This window comes from Agrobacterium sp. 20P9.1.2, from assembly GCF_057799395.1.
Genome location: NZ_JBYOKI010000001.1, coordinates 883,717 through 907,267 on the forward strand (window position 1 = coordinate 883,717; position 23,551 = coordinate 907,267).

18 protein-coding genes and 1 pseudogene are annotated in these 23,551 nt (G+C 58.0%); 9 read left to right on the forward strand and 10 right to left on the reverse strand.

Annotated features, from left to right (window positions below):
• The first annotated feature begins 9 nt into the window (after positions 1–9).
• The 5 genes from AC27VJ_RS04375 (at position 10) to AC27VJ_RS04395 (ending at position 6,575) form a co-directional block, all read left to right on the forward strand.
• Positions 10–1,419, forward strand: coding sequence for a sensor histidine kinase (locus AC27VJ_RS04375; RefSeq protein ID WP_113087200.1), 1,410 nt, complete (start codon positions 10–12; stop codon positions 1,417–1,419).
• A 37-nt stretch (positions 1,420–1,456) separates the two neighbouring features.
• Positions 1,457–4,456, forward strand: a complete 3,000-nt coding sequence (locus AC27VJ_RS04380) for a bifunctional [glutamine synthetase] adenylyltransferase/[glutamine synthetase]-adenylyl-L-tyrosine phosphorylase (RefSeq protein WP_488682949.1) — start codon at positions 1,457–1,459, stop codon at positions 4,454–4,456.
• 14 nt (positions 4,457–4,470) lie between these two features.
• Entirely contained in the window at positions 4,471–4,899 is a 429-nt protein-coding gene (locus tag AC27VJ_RS04385; RefSeq protein WP_488682950.1) for a hypothetical protein, read from the forward strand.
• Complete coding sequence (locus tag AC27VJ_RS04390) at positions 4,896–5,294, forward strand: VOC family protein (RefSeq protein WP_488682951.1); 399 nt, start codon at positions 4,896–4,898, stop codon at positions 5,292–5,294. The genes AC27VJ_RS04385 and AC27VJ_RS04390 overlap by 4 nt, the downstream gene beginning before the upstream one ends.
• Positions 5,295–5,456: 162 nt before the next feature.
• Positions 5,457–6,575 carry a metallophosphoesterase gene (locus AC27VJ_RS04395; RefSeq protein WP_488682952.1) on the forward strand — a complete coding sequence of 373 codons (1,119 nt, stop codon included), beginning with the start codon at positions 5,457–5,459 and terminating at the stop codon, positions 6,573–6,575.
• 79 nt (positions 6,576–6,654) lie between these two features.
• On the opposite strand, the pseudogene AC27VJ_RS04400 reads toward AC27VJ_RS04395, so the two are convergent.
• The 3 genes and pseudogenes from AC27VJ_RS04400 to AC27VJ_RS04410 all read right to left on the reverse strand — a co-directional run.
• Positions 6,655–8,970 (reverse strand): annotated as a pseudogene (locus AC27VJ_RS04400) (PAS domain-containing sensor histidine kinase); the annotation flags it as partial.
• A gap of 185 nt (positions 8,971–9,155) precedes the next feature.
• Positions 9,156–11,804: an aminopeptidase N gene (gene pepN, locus AC27VJ_RS04405; RefSeq protein ID WP_488682954.1), complete on the reverse strand. Its 2,649-nt coding sequence runs from the start codon at positions 11,802–11,804 to the stop codon at positions 9,156–9,158.
• A 312-nt stretch (positions 11,805–12,116) separates the two neighbouring features.
• Positions 12,117–13,226 carry a methyl-accepting chemotaxis protein gene (locus AC27VJ_RS04410; protein WP_488682955.1) on the reverse strand — a complete coding sequence of 370 codons (1,110 nt, stop codon included), beginning with the start codon at positions 13,224–13,226 and terminating at the stop codon, positions 12,117–12,119.
• A 396-nt stretch (positions 13,227–13,622) separates the two neighbouring features.
• Here AC27VJ_RS04410 and AC27VJ_RS04415 point away from each other — a divergent pair, with 396 nt between their 5' ends.
• Both AC27VJ_RS04415 and AC27VJ_RS04420 read left to right on the forward strand, forming a co-directional pair.
• On the forward strand, positions 13,623–14,561 hold the full coding sequence (locus AC27VJ_RS04415) for a DMT family transporter (RefSeq protein WP_113087219.1): 939 nt from the start codon (positions 13,623–13,625) through the stop codon (positions 14,559–14,561).
• Positions 14,562–14,835: 274 nt separating this feature from the next.
• Positions 14,836–15,687, forward strand: a complete 852-nt coding sequence (locus AC27VJ_RS04420; RefSeq protein WP_488682956.1) for a hypothetical protein — start codon at positions 14,836–14,838, stop codon at positions 15,685–15,687.
• Between the two features lie 291 nt (positions 15,688–15,978).
• Here AC27VJ_RS04420 and AC27VJ_RS04425 read toward each other — a convergent pair whose 3' ends face one another.
• On the reverse strand, positions 15,979–16,362 hold the full coding sequence (locus AC27VJ_RS04425; protein ID WP_488682958.1) for a VOC family protein: 384 nt from the start codon (positions 16,360–16,362) through the stop codon (positions 15,979–15,981).
• Between the two features lie 207 nt (positions 16,363–16,569).
• Between AC27VJ_RS04425 and AC27VJ_RS04430 the strand changes: the two genes are divergently transcribed.
• The gene (locus tag AC27VJ_RS04430; protein ID WP_488682959.1) at positions 16,570–17,106 is read left to right on the forward strand and encodes an AidA/PixA family protein; all 537 of its coding nucleotides are present in this window, start codon (positions 16,570–16,572) and stop codon (positions 17,104–17,106) included.
• Between the two features lie 320 nt (positions 17,107–17,426).
• Here AC27VJ_RS04430 and AC27VJ_RS04435 read toward each other — a convergent pair whose 3' ends face one another.
• The 4 genes from AC27VJ_RS04435 to AC27VJ_RS04450 all read right to left on the reverse strand — a co-directional run bounded on the left by AC27VJ_RS04435 (position 17,427) and on the right by AC27VJ_RS04450 (position 21,035).
• A complete protein-coding gene (locus AC27VJ_RS04435; protein ID WP_112500082.1) occupies positions 17,427–17,615 on the reverse strand; it encodes a hypothetical protein in 189 nt (62 codons plus the stop codon).
• A gap of 150 nt (positions 17,616–17,765) precedes the next feature.
• Positions 17,766–18,659 carry a uracil-DNA glycosylase gene (locus tag AC27VJ_RS04440; RefSeq protein ID WP_488682960.1) on the reverse strand — a complete coding sequence of 298 codons (894 nt, stop codon included), beginning with the start codon at positions 18,657–18,659 and terminating at the stop codon, positions 17,766–17,768.
• A gap of 45 nt (positions 18,660–18,704) precedes the next feature.
• Positions 18,705–19,997: an Hsp70 family protein gene (locus AC27VJ_RS04445; protein WP_488682961.1), complete on the reverse strand. Its 1,293-nt coding sequence runs from the start codon at positions 19,995–19,997 to the stop codon at positions 18,705–18,707.
• A 141-nt stretch (positions 19,998–20,138) separates the two neighbouring features.
• The gene (locus AC27VJ_RS04450) at positions 20,139–21,035 is read right to left on the reverse strand and encodes a LysR family transcriptional regulator (protein ID WP_488683188.1); all 897 of its coding nucleotides are present in this window, start codon (positions 21,033–21,035) and stop codon (positions 20,139–20,141) included.
• 105 nt (positions 21,036–21,140) lie between these two features.
• On the opposite strand from AC27VJ_RS04450, the gene blaOXA reads away from it, so the two are divergent.
• Entirely contained in the window at positions 21,141–21,956 is an 816-nt protein-coding gene (gene blaOXA, locus AC27VJ_RS04455) for a class D beta-lactamase (RefSeq protein ID WP_488682962.1), read from the forward strand.
• Position 21,957: 1 nt separating this feature from the next.
• Here blaOXA and AC27VJ_RS04460 read toward each other — a convergent pair whose 3' ends face one another.
• Both AC27VJ_RS04460 and AC27VJ_RS04465 read right to left on the reverse strand, forming a co-directional pair.
• Positions 21,958–22,161 (reverse strand): hypothetical protein, encoded by a 204-nt coding sequence (locus tag AC27VJ_RS04460; RefSeq protein ID WP_488682963.1) that lies wholly within the window; start codon positions 22,159–22,161, stop codon positions 21,958–21,960.
• A 220-nt stretch (positions 22,162–22,381) separates the two neighbouring features.
• Positions 22,382–23,488, reverse strand: a complete 1,107-nt coding sequence (locus tag AC27VJ_RS04465; RefSeq protein WP_488682964.1) for a hypothetical protein — start codon at positions 23,486–23,488, stop codon at positions 22,382–22,384.
• Between the last annotated feature and the right edge of the window lie 63 nt (positions 23,489–23,551).

Genomic DNA, 23,551 nt, shown 5'->3' on the forward strand with positions numbered 1-23,551 from the left:
CGCCGCCTCATGATCCGTCTTCGTCTTCTGTTCAGCTCGACGGCGGTGCGCCTTTCGGCGCTTTATATCCTCCTTTTCGCGCTTTGTGCTGCCTTCCTCGTTTTCTACGTAACTGCTCTCTCCGAAGGCCTGCTGAACCAGCAGACGCGCGATGCCGTGCAGCAGGAAGTGAACGACGTTCAGCGCGTCTATAATCGCGGCGGTATCAACCCGCTTTTGCGGATGATGGAGCGCCGTGCCCGGCAACCGGGGGCAAGCCTTTATGTGATTGCCGGGCCGAATGGGGAAATTCTGGCGGGCAATGTCGCTTCCGTGCAGCCAGGTGTTTTCGACAGTGAAGGCTGGACCGAGTTTCCCTTCGGCTACGAGCGCTATTCCGAAAGCGGCGATAGCGTGAAGCATCTGGCTACAGCCAATATCTTCCGCCTCGACAATGGCTTGCGTATTCTGGTCGGTCGCGATCTGGGCGAACCGACGAAATTCCGCCTGCTGGTGCGTAATGCGCTGATGGTGGCACTGGCCATTATGGGCAGCGGCGCGGTTCTCATCTGGTTTGCCATTGGCCGCAATGCCTTGAAACGCATCGACCGCATGTCGGATGCGACCAAGAAGATCATGGCGGGCGATCTTTCGCAGCGTTTGCCGCAGGGCCGCTCCGGGGATGAGTTCGACCGTCTGTCGGGTTCGCTGAACGCCATGCTGGGGCGCATCGAGAAGCTGAACGAGGGGCTGCGGCAGGTTTCCGACAATATCGCCCATGATCTCAAAACGCCGCTGACGCGCCTGCGCAACAAGGCGACCGAGGCACTGGAAGACCGGGATGATGCCAAGCGCCGGGCGGCACTGGAGGGCATTATTGCCGAATCCGACCAGCTGATCCGCACCTTCAACGCGCTGCTGATGATTTCCCGTGTCGAGGCAGGCTCTATCGCGGCAGAGATGAGCGATGTGGATGTGTCGGCGATTGCCGAAGATAGTGCCGAGCTCTACGAGCCCGTTGCCGACGAGGAAGGCTTGACGCTGACGGCGGATATTGCGCCGGGGCTGATCGTGCAGGGCAACCGCGAACTGATCGGCCAGGCGCTGACCAACCTCATCGACAACGCCATCAAATATGCCGGTGGGCATGAGGGCAAGAAAGCGCTGGCCGTGCGGCTGGCGCGGCAGGACAACACCATCGTTCTGTCCGTTGCGGATAATGGCCCCGGTGTACCAGAAGCCAAGCGCGACGAGGTGATCAAGCGTTTCGTGCGGCTGGATGAAAGCCGCTCCAAGCCCGGAACGGGTCTGGGCCTCTCGCTGGTAGAGGCAGTGATGGAGCTGCATGGCGGTTCGCTGCGGCTTTCCGACACCGATCCTGACAATGCCGAGGCACCCGGCCTGACTGTTTCGATGGTTTTTCCTGTTTCCACACCGTAAGGTCGTACCCAAAAACAATGAAGCCGATTCCGTGAGGATGGCATTCAGCGTGCAAGGGAGAGAGACAGTGCAAAAAGCCGCAACCGTCGAAAGACGGATGGACGATGTGCAGCCGGGGGTGATCCGGGCCTATACGCAAACGGAGCTGAAATCCGTTCTTTCCACCCTGAAGGATATCGGCAAAAGCGAGCCGGATGTTGCAGCACTTCTGGCAAGCGACAGGCCGCTCAAGGATTTTATCGCGCAGGCGTTATCGCTGTCTCCCTACCTGCGGGATGCGGTGGTGTCGGATGAGGGGTTGCTGACGCTGGCGATTTCAGGGCCGCTGGATGCAACGCTGGCGCGGCTGGTCGAAGACGCCCGCAATTGCTGGCGGCCGGATGGCGACGGTACAGTCCCAAGCGAGGCGGAGGTGATGACGCGGTTGCGTGTTGCCAAAAGAAGGCTCTCCTTCATTTCCGCTCTGGCCGATCTGGCGCGCATTTTCGTAGCGCGGGACACGACCCATTGGTTGAGCGATATGGCCGATGCGAGTCTCGCCGCAGCCATAGACCATCTGCTTTTGGCCAACCACCACAGCGGCAAGCTGACACTGAAGAATGCCGATGCGCCGAGTGAAGGTTCGGGCCTGATCGTGCTGGGCATGGGCAAGCTGGGTGCGCAGGAGCTGAATTATTCCTCCGATATCGATGCCGTTGTATTTTTCGAGCCGTCTTCCGGCATCATTCCCGACCCGCTGGATGCGTTGGAAATCTTTGGACGCATGATGCGCCGTCTGATCCGTATCATGCAGGAGCGCACAGCCGATGGTTATGTGTTCCGAACCGACCTGCGGCTGCGCCCCGACCCCGGCTCCACGCCGCTCGCCATACCGGTAGAGGCGGTGCTGACCTATTATGAGGGCAGGGGCCAAAACTGGGAGCGGGCGGCCTATATCAAGGCTAGGCCGGTTGCGGGTGACATAAAGTCTGGCGAAAGCTTCCTGCGCGAACTGACGCCCTTCGTGTTTCGCAAATATCTGGATTATGCGGCGATTGCCGATATCCATTCCATCAAGCGGCAAATCCATGCGCATAAGGGCCATGGTGCGATTGCGGTGAAGGGGCACAATGTCAAACTCGGTCGCGGCGGTATTCGCGAGATCGAATTCTTTGCGCAGACGCAGCAGCTGATTGCGGGCGGGCGAATGGCGCCTCTGCGGGTGCGCTCGACGCAGGAAGCGCTGGCGGCGCTGACGGAGGCGAAGTGGATCGACGCCAGTACCCGCGACAAGCTGACGGACGCCTACTGGTTTCTGCGCGAGGTGGAACACCGCATTCAGATGGTGCGCGACGAGCAGACGCATATTCTGCCCGATACTGAAACGGAGTTGAAGCGCATTGCCTTCATGCTCGGCTTTGCCGATACCAAGGCGTTTTCCGAAAAACTGGAAGAGGTGCTGCGGCTGGTGGAACGCAAATATTCGGCGCTGTTCGAGCAGGAAACCAAGCTGTCCGGCGAAAGCGGCAATCTGGTCTTTACCGGTCAAAAGGATGACCCTGATACGCTGAAGACACTGGCACGGCTGGGTTTCGAGCGGCCCGAATCCATGTCCGGCGTTATCCGCACCTGGCACAATGGTCGCTACCGCGCCACGCAATCCGTGGAGGCGCGGGAGAGACTGACGGAACTGACGCCTGATTTGCTCAAGGCTTTTGGTGAGAGCAAGCGGGCCGATGAGGCGTTGTTGCGCTTCGATAATTTCCTCTCTGGCCTGCCTGCCGGTATTCAACTGTTTTCGCTGCTGGGCAACAATCCGGCACTGCTGTCTCTGCTGGTGACGATCATGTCATCCGCGCCGCGACTGGCGGAAATTATCGCAGCGCGCCCGCATGTGTTCGATGGCATGCTGGACCCGGCGCTGATGACGGAAATTCCGACGCGGGAATATCTTAGCCAGCGCATGCGGGGGTTTCTGGCCCCGGCCCGGCACTATGAAGACATTCTCGACCGCCTGCGTATCTTCGCCGCAGAACAACGGTTCCTGATCGGTGTGCGGCTGCTGACGGGAGCCATCCGTGGCGAGGTGGCGGCGCGTGCCTTTACCTATCTTGCTGACCTCGTGATAGAGGCTGCGGTCAACGCTGTCATGGCTGAGATGGAGACGGCGCATGGCACCTATCCGGGTGGTCGCGTTGCTGTCGTCGGCATGGGTAAGCTGGGCTCGTTTGAACTGACGGCGGGCTCCGATGTCGATCTGATTTTGCTATACGATTACGACGATGCGGCCTCCGAATCCGATGGGGCGAAGCCGCTGGATGCCGTCAGATATTTCACTCGTATCACGCAGAGGCTGATCTCGGCTCTTTCGGCGCCAACGGCGGAAGGTGTTCTTTATGAGGTGGACATGCGGCTGCGCCCCTCCGGCAACAAGGGGCCGGTGGCGACACGTATCTCCACCTTCGAGAAGTACCAGCGTGAGGAAGCATGGACATGGGAACATCTGGCGCTGTCGCGCGCGCGGTTGATCTGTGGCGATGCCTCGCTGATCGAGGATGCCGAGCGTATCATCGCGTCCGTTCTCGCCCAAAAGCGGGATGTGACGAAGATTGCGGCTGATGTGGCCGAGATGCGAAAGCTGATCGGTGAGGAAAAGCCGCCTGCCAATATCTGGGATTTCAAGCTGATCCCCGGCGGGCTGGTCGATCTGGAGTTCATCGCGCAATATCTGACGCTGGTCGCACCCGCAAAGGGCCTGCCGCCGCATGTGGCAGGTGAAAGCACGGCGGATGTGTGGAAGCGTGTGGCGGCAGGCGCGATGGAGCCGCAGACCTATGACGACTGCATGGCTGCGCTTAATCTCTTCACTGAGCTTTCCCAGATCATTCGCCTGTGCATTGACAGCGATTTCGAACCGAAGGAAGCGCCAGCTGGCCTGATCGATCTCTTCTGCCGGGCAGGTGATTGCCCGGACATCAGCACGCTGGAGGGTGAAGTGAAACGCCTTTCGAAAACCGTGCGGAAGGCGTTTTCTGCGGTTGTGAAGGATAGCGCCTGAACGGGGAGTGACGCATGAAAACCGACTGGAACTTGGTTAGGGATATGCTCGACGCAGCAATCGATACGTGTGAGAGGATCGAGGCGGCGGGATATACGGAAAGCGACCGGGATGCTGTCATAGACGTGAACGGCCAGGCTGTCAGCGTTCAGGATTTTCTTGCAAGCGCCTGGACTACATCGAAAAATCTCCGCTACAAGATTATTCGCAGCCGACACGAAAGTGATGTCGATCTGGCCTATATTCCAGAGACGGCTCGTATTCTGGTTGCAATGGCACAGGCTGCCGCAGAGACGATCGGTGCTGGCGAACAAGAACCGCCAGCGGCGGATGACATTCGTAAACTGGTTTCGTGGTTTCATGACCACGCTGCCCCAGGCATCGAACGCGCCATCGACACGAGACGACAACAAGGTTCAGACAGGACGGAGACAGGCGAATGATTGGATACACCATGGTTGGTACGACGGATTTGGACCGCGCGGTGCGGTTTTATGATCCGGTGTTTGCCGAGATGGGGCTGAAGCAGTGCTACAAGGACGAGCAGGTTGCGTTCTGGGGAGACAAGGCGGACACGAACGCGCCGCGTTTTGCCACGGGTTATCCCTTCAATGGCGATAAGGCTGGCGTTGGCAATGGAACGATGACGGCTTTTCTGATCGATGATTCGGCGCGGATCGACAGGCTGCATGGCCATGCCATGGCGAATGGTGGATCGGATGAGGGTGCGCCGGGCCTGCGTCCCGATTACGGTGAAGGGTTCTACGCGGCCTATGTTCGCGACCCCGACGGCAACAAGATTGCCTTTGTTTGCTATGATGTGAACAAGAAAGGCTGAGGGCGGCCAGAAATAACGGCTCTTACAGGTTGGCGCGCGTCTGCGGCTGACCTACATCCGCATTCATGTTTCCGAGAGGACACACGGATCAATACACCATCTCGTGTATTGATCCGGTGGTGCGCGGCGTGCGTAGACAAGATCAAACACAAAGGCATATTCATGTTTCATCTCATATTCGGCATTCCCTGGCTGGTCGTTGTCGTCAGATTTCTCCAGCCACTGCCTTGGCTATGGTCTGTCAAAGCGGGAATTGCCGTGATCTTGCTGGTCGCCTCACAATATCACTTGTTCAATCGGCTTTCCTCCGGCTCGGTCTTTGCGCCGGAGTTTCTTCGTCCTCTGATCATCACCTTCAATGTGCTGATGGGTACCATTCTGCTGCTGGCGCTGTTTCAGATCGCGCTCGATGTGGTCTCGGTCATTCTGATCCCGTTCAAGGGGCATTTTCCGGCGGTGCCGGTGAGCGTGCGCTATGCGATGGGGTTGGCAGCGCTGGGATTGTCGTCCTTTGCCGTTGCCCAAGCGATCCGCGTGCCGCCGTTGAAAGATATAGAGGTCACCATACCAGGGCTGCCGCAGGCGTTCGATGGCTATCAGATGGTGCAACTGACGGACCTGCATATCAGCCGCCTGTTTCCCGAATTCTGGGCAAAGGCAGTGGTGGATAAAACCAATGCACTGAATGCCGATGTCATCGTGATCACCGGCGATCTGATCGATGGCAGCGTCGAGGCGCGTACGGCAGACATTGCGCCGCTGGCCAATCTGAAAGCCCGCGACGGCGTGTTCACCATTCCGGGCAATCATGAATATTTCTTCGGCTATGAAGAGTGGATGAAATATTATCAGGGCCTGAACATGACGACGCTGGCCAACAGCCATACCGTGATCGACAGGAACGGCGAAAAGCTCGTGATCGCCGGTGTGATCGATCTTTCATCCACCAGAACCGGTTTTCCGGCGCCGGATGTCGCGGCTGCAATCAATGGAGCGCCGGAGCAGGCGCCGATCATTCTGCTCGATCACCAGCCGATGCAGGCGGAGCGCAATGCGCAGCAGGGCATCGCCTTGCAGCTTTCCGGCCATACACATGGCGGCATGGTGTGGGGTCTTGACCGGCTGGTCGCGCGCGCCAATCAGGGCTTCGTGTCCGGCTTCTATACGGTCGGTGGCATGCAGCTTTACGTGAACAACGGCACGGCGCTGTGGCCGGGCTTTGCGCTGCGACTGGGAATTCCGTCAGAACTGACGCGCTTCACGCTTCGGCGAGGGTCTTGAACCTTCTCTCATCGGGGCGAAGCGTCTCGATGAGGGTGACGACCTTGGTTTCCATGAAAGGATGCTGCTGCGCGGGAACCGTGTGAGGGATCATCAGGGCGACGACGGTGCCCTTGCCCTCGCGGGAGCGGATTTTCATGGTGCCGCCATGCAGCTTGACCAGCGAGCGGGAGATGGCGAGGCCGAGGCCGGAGCCGCCCTGGCTCTTGGCATATTGGCTTTGAACCTGCTCGAATGGCTGGCCGATCTTGTTGATGGCGGCAGAGGGAATGCCGATGCCGGTATCGGCAATGGTGACCATCAGGCCCTTGTCATGAACATGGGTGCGAAGCTCCACGCGCCCGCCATTGCCGGTGAACTTCACCGCGTTTGACAGAAGGTTGAGCATGATCTGCTTCATGGCGCGGCGATCAACGGCCATGTGCATGTCATCACAGACGCGCTTCTGAATGGAGATGTTCTTCTGCGCGGCCTGAATGGCAGTGAGGCGGAGCGTTTCTTCGACCAGAGGTGCCAGATCGACTTTCTCGCGATTGATGCGCATGTGGCCGGCCTCGATCTTCGACATATCCAGAATATCGTTGATGACGTTGAGCAGATGCTTGCCGCTATCATGGATATCACGGGCATATTCGCTGTATTTCGGGGAGCCGACCGGGCCGAACATTTCCGCAATCAGGATTTCAGAAAAGCCGAGAATGGCGTTGAGCGGTGTGCGCAGCTCGTGGCTCATATTGGCCAGGAATTCGGATTTCGCCGTGTTGGCGGCTTCGGCGCGCTCTTTTTCCGCCTGATAATTCGCATTGGCGTCGGAAAGCTCAGTCTTCTGGCGCTCCAGCTTGTGGCGGGAGGCGGAGAGGTCGCCAATGGTGGCCATCAGGCGCTTTTCGGAATCGCGCAGGCGTTCTTCATGGCGCTTGAGAAGAGTGATGTTGGTGCCGACCGAAACGAGGCCTCCGTCGCGGGTACGGCGGTCGTTGATTTGCAGCCAGCGGGCATCGGCAAGCTGGACTTCCGTGGTACGCGACAGGCCGGACTGATCCGGGTCGGCCACGCGGCGTTCCACCACGGGGCGGCAGGCGGCGGCGTTTACGACGGAGCGTTCCGTACCGGCCACCAGCACGCTGTCTGGCAGGCCGTAAGCCTGCTGGAAGTGAGCGTTGCACATGACCAGACGGTCGTTCTTGTCCCACAGCACGAAGGCTTCCGATGTGCTTTCGATGGCGTCTGCAAGACGCTGGTCGGCTTCGGCGTAACGCTGGGCAAGTCGGTGCTGCTCGGTCACGTCCATGGCAATGCCGATGACGCGCGGGCCAGCGGATGTGTGGATGACCTGAGCGCGGGCACGCAGCCAGACATAATGACCATGGGCATGGCGCATGCGGAAAATCTGATCGATCTGGCGAAGGTCGCCGCAGCCGACGGAGCGGGCGAGTTCGTAGAGATTGCCGTCTTCCGAATGCATCATGCGGGCGGCATCGCTGAAGGAAAGCGGTTCGGTTCTGGGAGGCAGACCCAGAATTTCATAGAGAGAGGTGGACCAGAACATGCGCCGGGTGGAGAGATCGAAATCCCAAAGGCCGCAACGCCCGCGCGACAGTGCCGTTTCAACACGCAGGTTGGATTCGACGAAGACTTCGTCCGCCGTACGTGCCCGCTTCACTTGCATGTAATAGGCATAGAGAATGACCAGCAGAATGGCCGAGATGCCGGTGAACAGTGTGACATTCATGGCGACTTCGCTGCGCCAGAAGGAGCGGATCGGCTCCAGCGAACGGGCAGCGATGATCATGCCGCCTTCGGTGCCGAGCGACAGCATGGTTGCGTAATGCGGGACGCCTTCAATATCCGTTTCGATGGTGCCGGGCGCACCGGGGAAGCGACGAACGATGGCGATTTCCGGCAGAAGATTGGTGAGCGACGTTCCGAGATAGGTAGACGCTTCATTGCCGATGCCGCCGAAGATGCGGCCATCATTGCCAGCCACCAGCAGCAGTGTGTCATGATCGAGGCTGCCCGCCGGGAAGGAAGTGCGAAGCCGGGTTTCGGCTGTGGCACGATCCTGGATGGCGAAGAGGGTTTCGGCCCCGTTGAAGGAGGCTTTTGCGGCGAGAGCGGAGAGGGCGGTTGCCTGCCGGGCCGATTCTTCCATCCGTCCGGATTCGGCCACGATGCCCAGCATGCGCGAGGCTGCCACGACAACCAGAAAGGCCAGGATGAGAACGGGGATGAGCCGCTTCAGCAGCGATTCCAGGTGGGGTATTGGCAGCGCGCTCGTCGGACCTGCGGCCAATGCCAACAGGTTTCCGGAGAGCTTTTCGCTCCATGCAGCAATGTCCACAAATTTGGCATACGAGCGCTCATCGCCCGCAGTCGCCCGCCGCACGTCCGTCATTGTCCCGCCTTGATGTCCCTCGTGGAATTCGAAGCGCCGCCGCTCGAATCTGACACCAGTGAATCAAAGCTGATTCGGCTTGTCCAGAGCTTAAGGTTAAAAGAATTTTAACCCTTTGAACCGACTCCGTATTTTTTTGGGACAAGTTCGGCGACCTCGTTGAAAGTCGCCAAACTCACGTAACGTCAAGCCTTTAGCACACGTTCGACAATGTCGCGGACGTCTGTCGAGAGGGCAGGAGACCGCTCGATTGTGGTCAGCGCAGCGCGGGCATGATCGGCCCGAACAGGCTCCAGAGACCGCCAGGAACGCATGGATGTGAGAATGCGTGCGGCAAGCTGCGGATTGCGCTTGTCGATGGTGACGATCTGCTCGGCGAGGAAGCGATAGGCTTCCCCATCGGCACGGTTGAAACCGGTCGGATTTCCAAAGGCAAAGGTGCCGATGAGCGAGCGAACGCGGTTCGGATTGGTGCCAATGAAGTGCTTGGAGCCGATCAGCGCCTTGATGCGCGCCAGCGCGTCGCTGCCGGGAATAGCCGCCTGAATGGACAGCCACTTGTCCAGCACCAGCGCGTTGTCGGCAAAGCGGCTTTCGAACGTGGCAAGAGCCTGTGCCGTTTCCGGCGCATTCGGGAAGCGCTGCGTTAGCACGCTGAGAGCATGGGCGAGATCAGTCATGTTGCTGGCGGCGGAGAAGGCCGCAGAAGCGCGCTCCGGCGTCTGTTCCGCAAAGGATAGATAGCTCATGGAAATATTGCGCAGCGACCGGCGACCGGCGCTCTCTGCATCCGGAGAATAGGCACCCTTGTCTTCGAAGCTGGCAAACAATCTCTGGAAGGTTTCGACACCGGCCTTGGCAATGGCCGTCATGGCGGCGTTGCGGGCCTTGTGGATCGCTTCCGGGTCATTGTTGCCACCGATTTCACGGGCGACATCCGCTTCGCTTGGAAGGGCCAGCGCCTGGGCGCGGAATGCGGGCTCCAGACTGTCATCGCCTGCGATTTCGATCAGCGTTGCGATGAAGGCCGGGTCGAACTCGACGTCCGAACCATCGCGTACCGCCTGCGTCGCCTTGACGAGGTTGGGCATGGCAAGGGTGGTGAGCGCCTGCCAGCGGGAGAACATATCCGTATCATGGCGGGCGATCTGCACCATGTCGTCGGCAGATTGCTCCAGATGCAGATTGATCGGCGCGGAGAAGCTGCGGTTGAGCGACAGCACCGGGCGCGAGGAAATGCCGGAGAAGGTGAAGGTCTGGCTGCGTTCGGTCAGATGCAGCACGCCATCCCGGTAATCACCGCCTTCGACCTTCGACGGTTCGGCAATCTGGCCGTTGTCGAGAATGAGGGCTGTGGAAAGCGGAATATGCAGGGTCTGCTTGGCGCTCTGGCCTGGCGTTGCCGGAACGGTCTGTTCCAGCGACAGCGTGAAGGTGGAAGACGCCGCGTCATAGGAGGTCGATGCGCTGACCAGCGGTGTGCCGGCCTGCACATACCAACGGAAAAACTGGCTGAGATCGCGACCGCTTGCATCTTCGAAGCACTTGATGAAGTTTTCGACCGTGGAGGCCTCTCCATCATGACGCTCGAAATAGAGATCCATGCCCTTGCGGAAGTCTTCCGCACCCAGAATGGTGGCGATCATGCCGGTGATTTCGGCACCCTTCTCGTAGACCGTCGTCGTATAGAAGTTGTTGATTTCGCGGTATTTATCCGGGCGTGGCGGATGCGCCAGCGGGCCGCCATCTTCCGGGAACTGCTCGGACTTCAGGTGGCGCACATCGGCAATACGCTTGACCGGGCGCGAGCGCATGTCGGAGGAGAACTCCTGATCGCGATAGACCGTCAGGCCTTCCTTCAGGCACAGCTGGAACCAGTCGCGGCAGGTGATGCGGTTGCCGGTCCAGTTGTGGAAATATTCATGCGCGATGATGCGTTCGATATTGGCATAATCGGCATCGGTCGCGGTTTCAGGATCAGCCAGAACATATTTGTCGTTGAAGACGTTGAGGCCCTTGTTCTCCATCGCGCCCATGTTGAAATCGGACACGGCGACGATCATGAAAATATCGAGATCGTATTCGCGACCGAAGCGCTCTTCGTCCCATTTCATGGAGCGTTTCAGCGCATCCATGGCGTAGGCCGCGCGCGGCTCCTTGCCGTGTTCGACATAGATTTTCAGCGCGACATCACGACCGGACATGGTGGTGAACGTGTCTTCGATGAGGCCGAGATCGCCTGCCACCAGCGCAAACAGATAGCTTGGCTTTGGATGCGGATCGAACCAGGCCGCGAAGTGGCGGCCTTCATCGTAATTACCGCCACCGAGGAAATTGCCGTTGGACAGAAGGAAGGTGTTGCCTTCCTTCGCAGCGATGATGGTGATGGTGTAGGGCGCCAGAACGTCGGGACGATCAGGGAAATAGGTGATGCGGCGGAAGCCTTCGGCTTCGCACTGGGTGCAATAGACACCATTGGTGCGGTAAAGGCCCATCAACTGCGTGTTGGTCTGCGGATTGATGTAGTTGGTCACGCAGATTTCGAACGGTTCTGCGGCGGGCAGGTCGCGGATCGTCAGACTGTCCGGCGTCGCATCATATTGCGCAGCGGGAATGTCGATCTGGTCCAGCAGCAGGCCGGAGAGCGTCAACTCGTCACCATCAAGAACCAGCGGCGCTGACGCATCGACGCCTTCACGCCGATGGAAAATCAATCGCGCTTCGACCTTGGTATTTTCAGGGTCGAGTTCGAAGGTGAGGTCAACTCGTTCGAGAACGAAATCGGTGGGGCGATAATCCGCCAGGTGAACGATCTGGCCCGTGTCTGTTCGCATGACTATTCCTGAATGAACCTTGTCTGCCACGATTCAGGTTTCATGCCGGATGTCACCTGAAAGTAAAATTGAAATAGGGTCACGTTCATGTGAAATTCGCAAGACATTATGTCCTGCGTGTTGTCTCGCCAGACAACGGTTCAGTGAGGATCAATGAATGTGTCTCGCATTGGCACATCATTCCATTAAATGTTGAACGATTACTGAAATTATGGTCTCTCACAAATAATATTATGATAAAATATTCGATTGGTTACCAATTCTATTCAGTATCAACGCCCATGTGTTCACGCAGCGTACGTGAGCGTTCAGCTATGCCTTGAAACCAAGGCTATTGCGGATCGCCTCATCGTTTTCCGTTTGTTGGATGACGACGCCGTACCACCCCAGACCATCATAATCCTCGTATCCGAATGTCTTGGCGAAGGCGACAATTGCACCGCTGGTATAATAGCTGCCGCGCATCGCGTTGGACGGGTTTTGGAGAGGGTAATGGGTAAATCGTAGAGCCGGATCGCTGCTTGCGATGACCCGCATATCGCCATCCAGTAACATCACGACCGTTCGCTCTGCCACGGATGGCGGTAGATTGGCTTCCTTTTCGACAATGGAGCGACCCTGCGCCTGCCAGTCGAAATAGACACCCAGCGTGCCCAGCAAAGCACCATCGCTCTTGCCGCCTTCCCGAACGCCGGTGGCGTAGACCAGAACGTCGCGATCATCGTGCTGCGGGCTGCTCTTGACCTGATCGACAATATATTCATCCCCGCTGCGGCACTGCGAGGCGGCAATAAACCACGGTTCGAGCGTCAGGTTACGACCCAGCAGGTTGCGCTGATAACGTGGATTGGCAGACGCAATCACCGTGCCGCGACGGTCGGTCATGACGAAGTCTATATAGACGGTATAGAAGCGGCTGATGACGCCGAGACGCTCCGCTGCGAAGGCGGCATCCGCCTTGTCGTTGCTTTGCAGCGCTTGCCACAAAGCCGTATCGGTTGCCCACCAACGCACATCGGCGGTGCGTTCAAACAGATTGCGCACGATCAGCTGAACCAGCGTCTGCGCCATATCCATCAACCGCACGCCTTCCATCTCCTCCACCAACGCTTCAGCCATATCGCGGCTGAGTCCGATGCGACTGAGGACGGTATGTTCAAATGTCGAGGAAATATCCGAGGCGATCTGGGCGAGGCGCTGAACCTCGTTGGCCACCACGGAAAAGCCCTTGCCAGCTTCACCGGCTCTCGCCGCTTCGATCAGCGCATTGATGGCCAGAAGCCGGATTTGTTTGACGATGTGGCTGTTATCCGTGCTGAACCGCCGCAGGTCGTTCGACATACCATCCGTGACGATGCGCATGCTGCGTGGCGTTGCCGGTGGCGAGCCGCTTTTTTCAAATATCTGTGGAGCGTGTTTCATCTGTCTTCATCAGTTCTGAAATAGAGATGGACATCATCTTCAGTTCAACATCGGTAGCGAGGGCGCGCGGCGAACTATTAAGCTTGCGCAATTAGAATGTATCTTGGTTAACAAGTGGTTTTTATTGGTTGTATTTTCTCGCATCACGCCGTTACATACATGTGCCGTCAAATCTGGCATCTGCATATATTTAAATCATTTTTGGAAGAGATTTGCCAAAGCGTGGCATTTGAGCAAGTGGGTGCGCTAAAAATCACCGGAGAGATGACTCAATCTTGAGTTTATTTCAAATCTGCACGGTAATCTGATAGTCATCACAGCGTGATGTGCGGGACCATGCAGTGGCCTGTGAGATGAAACCGGTTCGCAGCCGTAACTTTTTGAATGTTCGTTCGCATGAGTGCCGCCGCCTATAACCCCATCAGGGGCATAAGCTTCAAGCTGATATCCGTTGGTTTTTTTCTTGTCATGCAGACCTGTATCAAGGCAGCGGGTCCGGATGTACCGGCAGGCGAAATCACCTTCTTTCGCTCCACCTTCGCACTCGTTCCCATCATTATTTACCTGGCATGGCTACGGAGCCTGAAAAGCGCGTTCCACACGGAAAATCTCTTCGGCCATTTCAAGCGCGGATTTCTTGGCATCCTCTCGATGATTTGCGGGTTTTACGGGCTGACATTGCTGCCGTTGCCGGAATTCATCGCCATCGGCTATGCCTCTCCCTTGATGGCCGTGGTGTTTGCTTCGTTGATGCTGGGCGAGAAAGTGCGCATTTATCGCTGGTCTGCGGTTCTGATCGGCATGAGCGGTGTGATCATCATTCTCTGGCCCAAACTGACCCTGTTGCAGAGCGGTGGCTTCGCGGCGGGCGAGGGGATCGGCGCTCTCGCCGTTCTGCTGGGTGCCATGCTGGGTGGTCTGGCCATGGTGCAGGTGCGCCAGCTGGTGGTGACGGAGAAGACGGCGACTATTGTTCTCTATTTCTCACTGACCGGCAGTCTGTTGTCTGCGTTCAGCCTGCCATTCGATTGGGAGTGGTTGGATTGGAAGCAGACGGTGCTTCTGATCTCCTGCGGGATTGCTGGTGGTATCGCTCAGATTTTGCTGACCGAGAGCTATCGCCACGCGGAAGTCTCGACCATCGCCCCCTTCGAATATTCTTCCATTCTGTTCGGGATTGGCGTGTCCTATGTCTTGTTCGGCGATATTCCGACGGTGACGATGCTGGTGGGCACGGCAATCGTCATTTCTGCCGGGATTTTCATTATTTTCCGCGAGCATCAACTAGGGCTTGCGCGAAAGGCGGCTAGAAAAGCATCTACCCCTCAGGGCTAGTCGAAATATTGCGTTCGACTGGACGGCTTCTGTAAAATTTAAAAAAAGCGGTGTTTTTATCAAAGTTTTATTCAAATTTCGCACGACTGTGTTATTGAACACATGGGTGGTAAAGGTAAATCTAAGGTGGCATAATCGTGTTTGGGGCAAAACGCGTAGAGCCTGATAGTGCGCGTCTATTGGTGCGCGTCAGTATTTGGCAGGACAGTGACGTGGCAACCAATGGTTGCTACGGAGCATATTTCTTTTCATCATTATCACGGGATCGGTCATGATGTATTCGTATGACGATCTCGTTGCGCATCCCAAATTGCTGGGAGCGATAAGAACGCTCGCCCGGACTCTGCGGGGCGCTTACAACAATAATCCGCGGATAGCGCGGTTGCTTTCGGCGCATCAGAAGTGGCTGATGACGCAGGCGGGGATGGCCCTAAACCTTGAAAGCGGTCCCCGTGGTTTCACCGTTGCGCAGGCGCGGGAACTCATCACCACCAATCATGTCGCAAGCCGCAACACGGTTCAGAACTATCTCGATCAGCTTGAAATCTATCGCTACGTTGAAAGAGTTAATCCGGCCTCTCAGCGGCCCCGTCGATACAAGGCGACGCCCGTAAGCGAAGAGGCGATCCTGATGTGGTATATCGCCAATCTGGCCGCTATCGATTGTCTTGATGGGGGAATACGTGCCATTGAGATGATGGCACATTCACACTTGCTGGCGGTGGCACAACCATTGGCCGCTCGTCTCTGCCTCATGGATCCCGCATGGGTGAACCCGCCACCACGCGTTGGACTTTTTCTATGGACCGAGGCAGGTGCTCTGGTCATGGACGAATTCATCAGTCGCATTGAAGACTCGTCGCGCCAATGCGACCGTATCGACATCGGTTTTGTCGATGCGCGGGCCATGGCCGCGGAATTCATGATGTCACGCACGCATCTTCAGCGCCTGCTCAACAAGGCAGCGGAACAGGGGATCATGGGCTGGCACGACGACAGCCTGCGCAGCGGCATGTGGTTCTCCCGCGATTTCCTCGACGAATATTGCAGCTGGCAGGCCATCAAGTTCAAGTATGTCCAGGATGCATTTATCGAGGCCAAGGCTGCCAGAGCGCTTCCTTGTTAAATGGGAACAGTTCTGTTGGTTCAAACGGGATCGACTGCTTGTCCGGACGGCGCGTGCCGTAGCCTTAGCATACGGTCAAGCCGTCCGGGCAAGCAGACGGCCCGTTTCACCCAACCCGAAGGGCCGGGCATATTTCCGCCAGGGCTAAGGCGATCGGCTCGACCGTACCTTTGGGTATGCCCTTCGCCGATCGCCTTAGCCCTGACGAAAATCTGCTCCGGCAGAACGTTTCCATTTAACAAGGAAACGCTCTAGGTCCGATACGGCGCCATCTGCGTCGTAAATCCTGCCCTAGATTACCTGCGCGACTTCCCAGACATTGCCTGCGGGGTCTGCAAAGGCTGCCGTGCGCCGGCCCCATGGTCTGTCTATGGGGCCGTTGAGCAGGGCCGCGCCGCGTTTTGCAAGTTCTTCGCAGACGGTATCGACATCATCCACCCTTATCGTCAGGAGCATCCGCGTGCCGGTGCCTGCTGGAGAGACTGCGAGCGGCGTGACCAGTTCCGGTGCTTCGCTGGCCTGAAGCAGATTGATGAGAATGCCGGAGAATTTGAGAACGGCGGAGACATCGTCCTGATAGATAATGTCGGGGTGAAACACCGTCTCGTAAAACTGCCGCGCTGCGCCGATATCCTCGACAAACAGCGTGATGACCTCGATCTCGTTTGTGAACATATCGCCCTCCCGGTGGTTGAAATTCTTGCTGGTTAGATTGACCGCTTCGCCGACATTTTTCCAGAAAGATCAAAAAGGGCGGTTTCTTCCGTTGAATAAATAAACCTTAAAGTGTGACTATTTTGGTATCGACAATGAGTTGCATTGACTCTTGATTGAAAAATACAATTATCGCGATTGTTATTCACACCTAGAGGACCACTTCAAATGAGTGAAATTATTGATATTGAAATCGTCGTAGACGTAAATAACCTGATTGCTAATACTCCCAATCCGAGCACAAATCCCGCTAACCCGACATGGGTTGGACATAACTACGCCTATATGATTGCCGCCAACGAATATGTAAAAAGCGGTCAGGCAACGGGGGATCTCAGCATTTCTGCCGATGTTGGCGACACCATTCGCTGGCGTATGGTCTCCCAATCCGGCAACACCGGCTATTCTGCCAACATCACCAATATTGCCTATCTCAGCGGTGGAAAGGTGACTGCGGATACTGAAGGCAAGCTCATTCAGCCGCAAACTCCGGTTCCAGGTACGGTTCCCGGCACCATTGCTCTTCCGCCTTCAGGCGCACAGGCTTATGCGGCAACGCAGCAATATGACTTTTACGTGCAGGCTGATGTCGTGACCGGTGGTCAGGAGAACTACAGCGTTCTCTTTGAGGTTCTTTACTACCACGGCGGCACCTTGACCGTTAAGGGCTACTTCGCCTGGGATCCGGCAATCACCGCATCCTGATAGGCAGATTGTTTTCTTAGAGAACGAAATCTGTGGGCCTGTCTGTTTGTAAAAACAGGCGGGCCTTTCAGTTTGGCCGCTTGGCGCTTTTCGGTTTGATTAGAATTGTCGTCGCAGATGGGCGTAGTTGTCTCGACTGACCTCCAAACCTTTCCGCCGGTTCTCATTTCACCGAATATCTGCTGCGGCGGAAGGCCTTCTTTCAACGGGAAGGGCCATTATCATTGCCCTGAAACGCAAAAGCGCCTCTCCATCGGAAAGGCGCTGCGAAGCGTCGTTCTATAAAAGTCTTCGATGGCGGAGCCGGAAGACTGAATGTATCAGCGCTCGCGGAAGTCCGCGAAAACGGCTGAAGGACGTGTCGTGCGAACTTGCTGGCTGGACGCGCGAGCGGTCAGCTGTTCGTTGGTGCCACCAAAGCGGTGGTAGCTATCACCCGAGCGCGGGCCGAGGCCTGCAAGCCGGAGAGTTTCGAAGCCGGAGTGAACCGGACGGAAGCGAGTGGTCATTGCCTTGGTTCCTTAAACCGTTTCCTCCCAAGACGAGGTGACTTATCGCAGTGCAGCATGGATTCGGCAATCAGGGTAAATGCGCCGCTGTTATGCGCCATTTGCATGGCTATTTTCATAAATGATTCACATTGATCAAAAAGGAAGCATTCATATTTCGCGAATGCGGGCCTGAAACGCTAATAAATCCTGCCATGCCAATGGCTTACTGGCGGGAGCGTTCAAAAGTTCCTGTGGGTGCAATGTGGCGATGGCAGGCACGATGCCGTGGCCAGATGCGACATCACGCCACTGTCCGCGCAGCGTATGGATGGTGCCGGTGCCGCCAAAGAAAAAACGGGCGGTGAAGTTGCCCAAAAGCAACAGTGCTTTTGGCTCGGCCAAAGCCACCTGTCGTTCGATGAAGGGGCGGCAGATTTCCATCTCCGGGCCGGAGGGCGGGCGGTTGCCCGGCGGGCGCCATGGCACGACATTGGTGAGCAAGAGATTGGCGCGATTGAGCCCGATGGCCGCCAGCATGCGATCCAGCAGCAGGCCTGTCTTGCCGACGAAAGGCTGGCCCTCGCGGTCGTCATCCGCATCCGGCATGGGGCCGATGACCATGATGCCGGAGGAGGGGTCTCCCTCGGCAAAAATGGTGTTGCGGGCGCTGTTTTTCAGATTGCAGCCGTTGAAGCTATCCAGCGCCGACTTGAGTTCCGACAGCGAGCGGGCCGTTTCTGCGGCAAAACGAGCGGCGGCAATGGCCTGCTCATCCGGCATGGCCACATTGGCCTGAACTGGCGGCGGGGCCGCAGCGGCAGCGCGCGAGGCGGCGGACTGGGCGGGGCGCGAGGAGCCATTATGTGGGGAAGGCTGAGATTGCGCCTCACGCTGCTGGGGCTGCTGGGCATCTCGCTGCGCAGGGCGGCTCTGGCGGGTTGCGGCAAATTCCGCAAAGCGATCCAGCGGCGTGTCTTCCAGCAGCCAGTCCACGCCCGCATCCGCGTGAAAATGCAGGAGCGCCGCCAGTTCTGCCGGAGAAAGGTCTTGAGCCAGGATCATAGGGGCAAAACTACCTTAAGTGGCCGCCCCGCGAAACCCCTGTCATCACGCTGTCCAGCGCTCAATGTCACCGCTTTCGCCGATCATGGCCAGACCATGGGCGATGGAGAGCAACTCGCCACCCGTTTCGATCTTGTCGGCATCGAAGCGGCGGGTGAAAAGCTGGCGCACGGCGGGCACGAAGGAGGTGCCGCCGGTGAGGAAGACCTTATCGATGGCCTCTGGCGCGGTCTGGGTTTTCTCCAGCACTTCGTCCAAAGCGCCTTCGATCTTGGCGAGATCATCGCTGATCCACTTGTCGAAATCCGACCGCTTGACCATCTTGCGACCGGCTTTGCCGAGTGGCGAGAAGTTGAATTCGGCTTCCTCATGGGAAGACAGCGCCATCTTGGTGGCCGAGATTGCCTGATAGAGCGGGTAGCCCTCATCATGCTCGACCAGTTCCACGAACATCTCAAGCTTTTCCGGCTCAAGGGCAGAGCGAACCAGCGACTTCAGGTCGGCAAACTCCTTGGTGGTCTTGAAGATGGAGAGCTGGTTCCAGCGACCGAAATTGACGTAATAACCGGCGGGTACATCGAGAACCTTGTCGAAGCTCTTGAACTTGCTGCCCTTGCCGATCTCAGGCGAGACCAGATTGTCGATCATGCGGAAGTCGAAATGGTCGCCCGCGACGCCCACGCCGGAATGGCCGATGGGGGTAGCCGACAGCTTGCCGCCATGGGTTTCGAAGCGGATCAGCGAATAGTCGGTGGTGCCACCGCCGAAGTCGGCCACCAGAACATTGGCGTCCTTCTTCAGGCTCTGCGCAAAGTAGTAGGCGGCAGCGACGGGTTCATAGACATAGTGGATTTCCGGGAAACCGGCGCGGGTCAGCGCATCATTATAACGCGCCAGCGCCAAGGCCTCATCCGGGTTGCTGCCTGCGAAGCGCACGGGTCGACCGGCAATGACGGTTGAGACATCATCGCGCCATTCAGCGCCCGCATAGGACTTCAGCTTGCGCAGGAAGACCTCCATCAGGTCTTCGAAGCTCTGGCGCTTGGCGAAAACCAGCGTGCCCTGAAACAGCGAAGATGCGGCGAATGTCTTGATGGATTGCAGGAAGCGACAGTCACCGGGATTGTCGATGAATTGCTGAATGGCGGCGTGGCCCGCTTCGACATGAAGGGCAGCGGCCCCCATGGAGCGATCCTTCATGAAAGACAGGGCGGTGCGCATGCTATCTGCGGTGCCGGCGCTGCTGGTAAAGCGCATCGAATGGCTGTCCGTGCCGCTGTCCGAAAGTGCCATGACCGTGTTGGTCGTGCCGAAATCGAGGCCGAGTGTCCGTGTCATTGCAATGATTCCTTGGTGTTTAGACAGGTCGAAATGGGCCGAGGCATGCTTGGGCCCGTCAGTCCGGATGCCCGTGGCATCGGTGATTTTTGAGGAGGGCGGGTCATTGCATGATGGCTGGCCTATGGCAAGCCGGGTGGCTCAGTTTTTTGCCATTTGTGCCGCCCGGCTTTGCTGCGCCTCTTCCTGCAGCCACCGGGAAAATGTGGCCATGGCAGGCGTCACGGGCCGCGATTTCAGCCGCGTCAACCAGTAGCATCCCTTGGAGACATAGACGGGGAAAGGCTGCTCCAGCGCGCCGGAGGAGAGTTGGCGGCTGAACATCAACGGCGGGGCCAGTGCAACGCCCGCACCCTGCAAGGCAGCCTCGATCATCAGGACGGACGAGTCGAACACGATGCCGCGAATTTTCGGCGGCACCACACCGGCGGCTTCGAACCACTCCGGCCATTCATCCACCCGGTAAGAGCGCAGCAGAGGCTGGGCGGCAATATCCTGCGGCGAGGTGAGCTGGCGCGCGATGGCGGGGATGCACAGCGCCGAATGCGGGGCTTCGAACAGTTCTTCCGCTTCCGTATCGTGCCAGGCGCCATTGCCGAAACGAATGGCGTAATCCAGACCCTCGGCGGCAATATCGACGCGGTTGTTGTTGGTGGAAAGCCGCACCTCGATAAAGGGGTAGCGTGCCTGAAATGCGCCAAGCCGCGGCAGCAGCCAGCCGACGGCAAAGGTGCCCACTGCCCCCAGCGTCAGCACATCGCGCAGATGCCCTTCCTCGAAACGTTGCAGTATGTCGGCCATGCGGTCGAAAGAGTCGCGCAGCGTCGGCAGCAGGGCAAGCCCGTCTTCGGTAATCATCAGGCCGCGTGGCAGACGCCGGAACAGTTCAACGCCTAGCTTCTGCTCCAGAAGCTTGACCTGATGGCTGATGGCGGTCTGCGTAACGCAGAGTTCTATGGCTGCGCGGGTAAAGCTGAGATGCCGGGCGGCGGCCTCGAAAGCGCGCAGGGCATTGAGCGGGAGATGCGGACGGACCATCGTCAAGACCAATTAAAGTTCATGTCAGAAACCAGATATCATCATTTGTCTTGAAGCGACAGGCTGGCTTACAACTGCGCTAACACAACCCAATGGAGAGTGTCCATGACGATGAAGCGGCATATCGGTTTCGTTTTTTGTTCAGCTTTTACAATTGCTTGCTTGAGTTCTTTCAGCGCCAAAGCTGCGGAGACGGTACAATGCACGGTCATCCTCGATGCCAAAAGCGGTGACGCGGTGTATCGAAAAGGTGAATGCGACAAGGCTTTCGCGCCACAATCAAGCTTCAAGCTGCCATTGGCCATCATGGGCTATGATGCCGGAATTCTGAAGGACGAGACGACGCCGCGCTGGGAGTATAAGGCGGAGTGGAAACGCCCGAAGCGCGAGCAGCAGTCTACCGATCCGACCATTTGGGAGCGGGATAGCATCGTCTGGTATTCGCAGGAAATCACGCGACGTCTCGGGAAAGAGAAGTTCGCCGATTACGTCCGTCGCTTCGATTATGGCAATGCGGATGTGCGCGGTGTGAAGGGCCGCACGGACGGGCTGACGGAATCCTGGCTGATGTCATCGCTGAAGATTTCTGCCGACCAGCAGGTGGATTTTGTGCGGCGCTTCTTGGACGGCAAGCTACCGGTTTCCAAGGTGGCTTATGACAAGACCATGGCGATTATTCCCAAATTTGCCGCTGCCGATGGCTGGCAGGTGCAGGGCAAGACGGGGTCCGGCCGTATGCGCACCAAGGCGGGCAAATATGATGGCGACAGCTGGCTAGGTTGGTTCGTGGGCTGGGCGCAGAAGGGCGACCGGCAGGTGGTGTTTGCCACGCTGAACGTGAAGGACTGGAAAAGCGACGAGCCGATCAGCTTCGCCACGCGTGACGCGCTGATTGCAGACCTGCCGAAACTGGTGAAGTAGCCTAGCGGATAAAGCGTCGCGACGCCCAGATGATGACAAGGCCGACGACGAGAACGAGCGCGCCGCGCAATATCCACGGACTTTGGTTGACCATGAAACTGGAGGCAGGGTAGGGGAAATATCCGCTGCCCTGCCCAACCCAGACAAGGCCGATGAGCGAAAGCAATGCGCCGAAAATAGTCAGAGAAACGCGAAGTATCTGCATGATGAGCCTCGAAGGGGACGTCGATGCCACAATCTACGCGTTTGTTGTGGGCGTGGGAAGCGTTTTCGGAGCGTGTGGGACGGGTGAGCCAACTGCCTGATTTAGGCTTTGACTGACACCCGCACTACCCTTGGGCTTTTTACCGAACGACTGGTCACGCCGCCAGTTGGGCGACGTGATGGGGGCCTCTGGGCAAGGCCGAGGAGCGGTCTTTAACCGCTCAGGCTTCGGCGTAATATTTCTCGATAATGCTGGTTTTCGGCTGTTCCGCGTCATTATCGTTCAGCGGGTTGGCATCCGTCTTGGGATCGCTGTTGACGATGGAGTCGAGCAGGCCACGCAGAATGCGGGATTTCTGAACTTCAGCAGCACGGCTGCGGGCGACCTCAATCTCTGCCTCTTCCTGCGCGGCAAAGCTGCGGGCGGAGGCCCTGGCTTCGACCGTGTCGACAGTGGCAGTGCCGGAATGCTTGGCTGCTGTAACCATGGGCGGTGAATGCGTGACAGGGGTGGAAGCAACCGGCGCAGTGGCAGGTGGGGCGGGAGATGCTGCCACAGGCTGGGCAGGCGATGCCGCGACGGGCTGGGATGCACCGCTGTTGCCGCCGCTAACCGGCTGGGACGGTTCAGACTGCTCACTGCCTGTCGCCGGAGACGTTGCCTCTGGCTCTTCGGTCGCGCCGTTCTCGGCTGGTGTTTCCGACGTGGCAGGTTCGGATGCAGCGGGTTCGTCGTCGGCTGGTGTGCTTGCCGTTTCCTCGGGCTGCGCTTCCGCTGCGGGAGCCTCTGTTTGGCTCTGCGACGGTGCGGACGACACTGGCTGCTGGTCTTCGTTGGTGGGCTCTGATGCAGCGGGTTGCTCTTCAGCCGGTGCGGCTGGCGTTTGCGCCGCAGGAGCCTCGGCCTCGCTTTGTGGCGGAGTGGACGATACGGGCTGCTCGCCTTCGCTGGCAGGTTCCGTTGGCGCTTCCGCCGAAGATTCGGCCTGCGCTGGCGGGGTGTTTTCGCTCGCCTGCGTTTCCGGTGCCGGTTCTACGGCTGGGGAGGGCGAGGATGTGCTTTCGCCGGATGTCTGCTCGGACGTTGTGGGCTGGGACGGTGTCGGCGAATAGGTGCCGTCATCGACGTCCTGATCGTCCGTATCGTCTTCAACCGGGGTGGAGGCGCTGGGTGCTGGCTGGCTCTGGCTGCTGCTAGGCGCGCTAGACGGCTGGCTGCTCGTGGAGCCCTGCGTTTGGCCGCTGCTCTGGCTGGAGCCGGACGAGGATGTGCCCGTCGAAGGCGCAGTGGTGGGAGTGGATGTGGGGGGAAGCAGTGTTTCGAACATGTGAGGAGGCCGGAAATTGACGATGAGCAATTCCTGCGGCATCTCCCCCCAAAATTATGTGCA

Excerpts from the sequence above, each read along its gene's own strand:
- AC27VJ_RS04390 (WP_488682951.1), top strand. The coding sequence starts at position 4,896 with ATGATTGGATACACCATGGTTGGTACGACGGATTTGGACCGCGCGGTG.
- AC27VJ_RS04435 (WP_112500082.1), bottom strand. The coding sequence starts at position 17,615 with ATGACCACTCGCTTCCGTCCGGTTCACTCCGGCTTCGAAACTCTCCGG.
- AC27VJ_RS04410 (WP_488682955.1), bottom strand. The coding sequence starts at position 13,226 with ATGAAACACGCTCCACAGATATTTGAAAAAAGCGGCTCGCCACCGGCA.
- AC27VJ_RS04450 (WP_488683188.1), bottom strand. The coding sequence starts at position 21,035 with ATGGTCCGTCCGCATCTCCCGCTCAATGCCCTGCGCGCTTTCGAGGCC.
- AC27VJ_RS04440 (WP_488682960.1), bottom strand. The coding sequence starts at position 18,659 with ATGATCCTGGCTCAAGACCTTTCTCCGGCAGAACTGGCGGCGCTCCTG.
- AC27VJ_RS04420 (WP_488682956.1), top strand. The coding sequence starts at position 14,836 with ATGTATTCGTATGACGATCTCGTTGCGCATCCCAAATTGCTGGGAGCG.
- AC27VJ_RS04465 (WP_488682964.1), bottom strand. The coding sequence starts at position 23,488 with ATGTTCGAAACACTGCTTCCCCCCACATCCACTCCCACCACTGCGCCT.
- AC27VJ_RS04395 (WP_488682952.1), top strand. The coding sequence starts at position 5,457 with ATGTTTCATCTCATATTCGGCATTCCCTGGCTGGTCGTTGTCGTCAGA.
- blaOXA (WP_488682962.1), top strand. The coding sequence starts at position 21,141 with ATGACGATGAAGCGGCATATCGGTTTCGTTTTTTGTTCAGCTTTTACA.
- AC27VJ_RS04430 (WP_488682959.1), top strand. The coding sequence starts at position 16,570 with ATGAGTGAAATTATTGATATTGAAATCGTCGTAGACGTAAATAACCTG.
- AC27VJ_RS04415 (WP_113087219.1), top strand. The coding sequence starts at position 13,623 with ATGAGTGCCGCCGCCTATAACCCCATCAGGGGCATAAGCTTCAAGCTG.
- AC27VJ_RS04445 (WP_488682961.1), bottom strand. The coding sequence starts at position 19,997 with ATGACACGGACACTCGGCCTCGATTTCGGCACGACCAACACGGTCATG.
- AC27VJ_RS04460 (WP_488682963.1), bottom strand. The coding sequence starts at position 22,161 with ATGCAGATACTTCGCGTTTCTCTGACTATTTTCGGCGCATTGCTTTCG.
- pepN (WP_488682954.1), bottom strand. The coding sequence starts at position 11,804 with ATGCGAACAGACACGGGCCAGATCGTTCACCTGGCGGATTATCGCCCC.
- AC27VJ_RS04375 (WP_113087200.1), top strand. The coding sequence starts at position 10 with ATGATCCGTCTTCGTCTTCTGTTCAGCTCGACGGCGGTGCGCCTTTCG.
- AC27VJ_RS04425 (WP_488682958.1), bottom strand. The coding sequence starts at position 16,362 with ATGTTCACAAACGAGATCGAGGTCATCACGCTGTTTGTCGAGGATATC.
- AC27VJ_RS04385 (WP_488682950.1), top strand. The coding sequence starts at position 4,471 with ATGAAAACCGACTGGAACTTGGTTAGGGATATGCTCGACGCAGCAATC.
- AC27VJ_RS04380 (WP_488682949.1), top strand. The coding sequence starts at position 1,457 with ATGGCATTCAGCGTGCAAGGGAGAGAGACAGTGCAAAAAGCCGCAACC.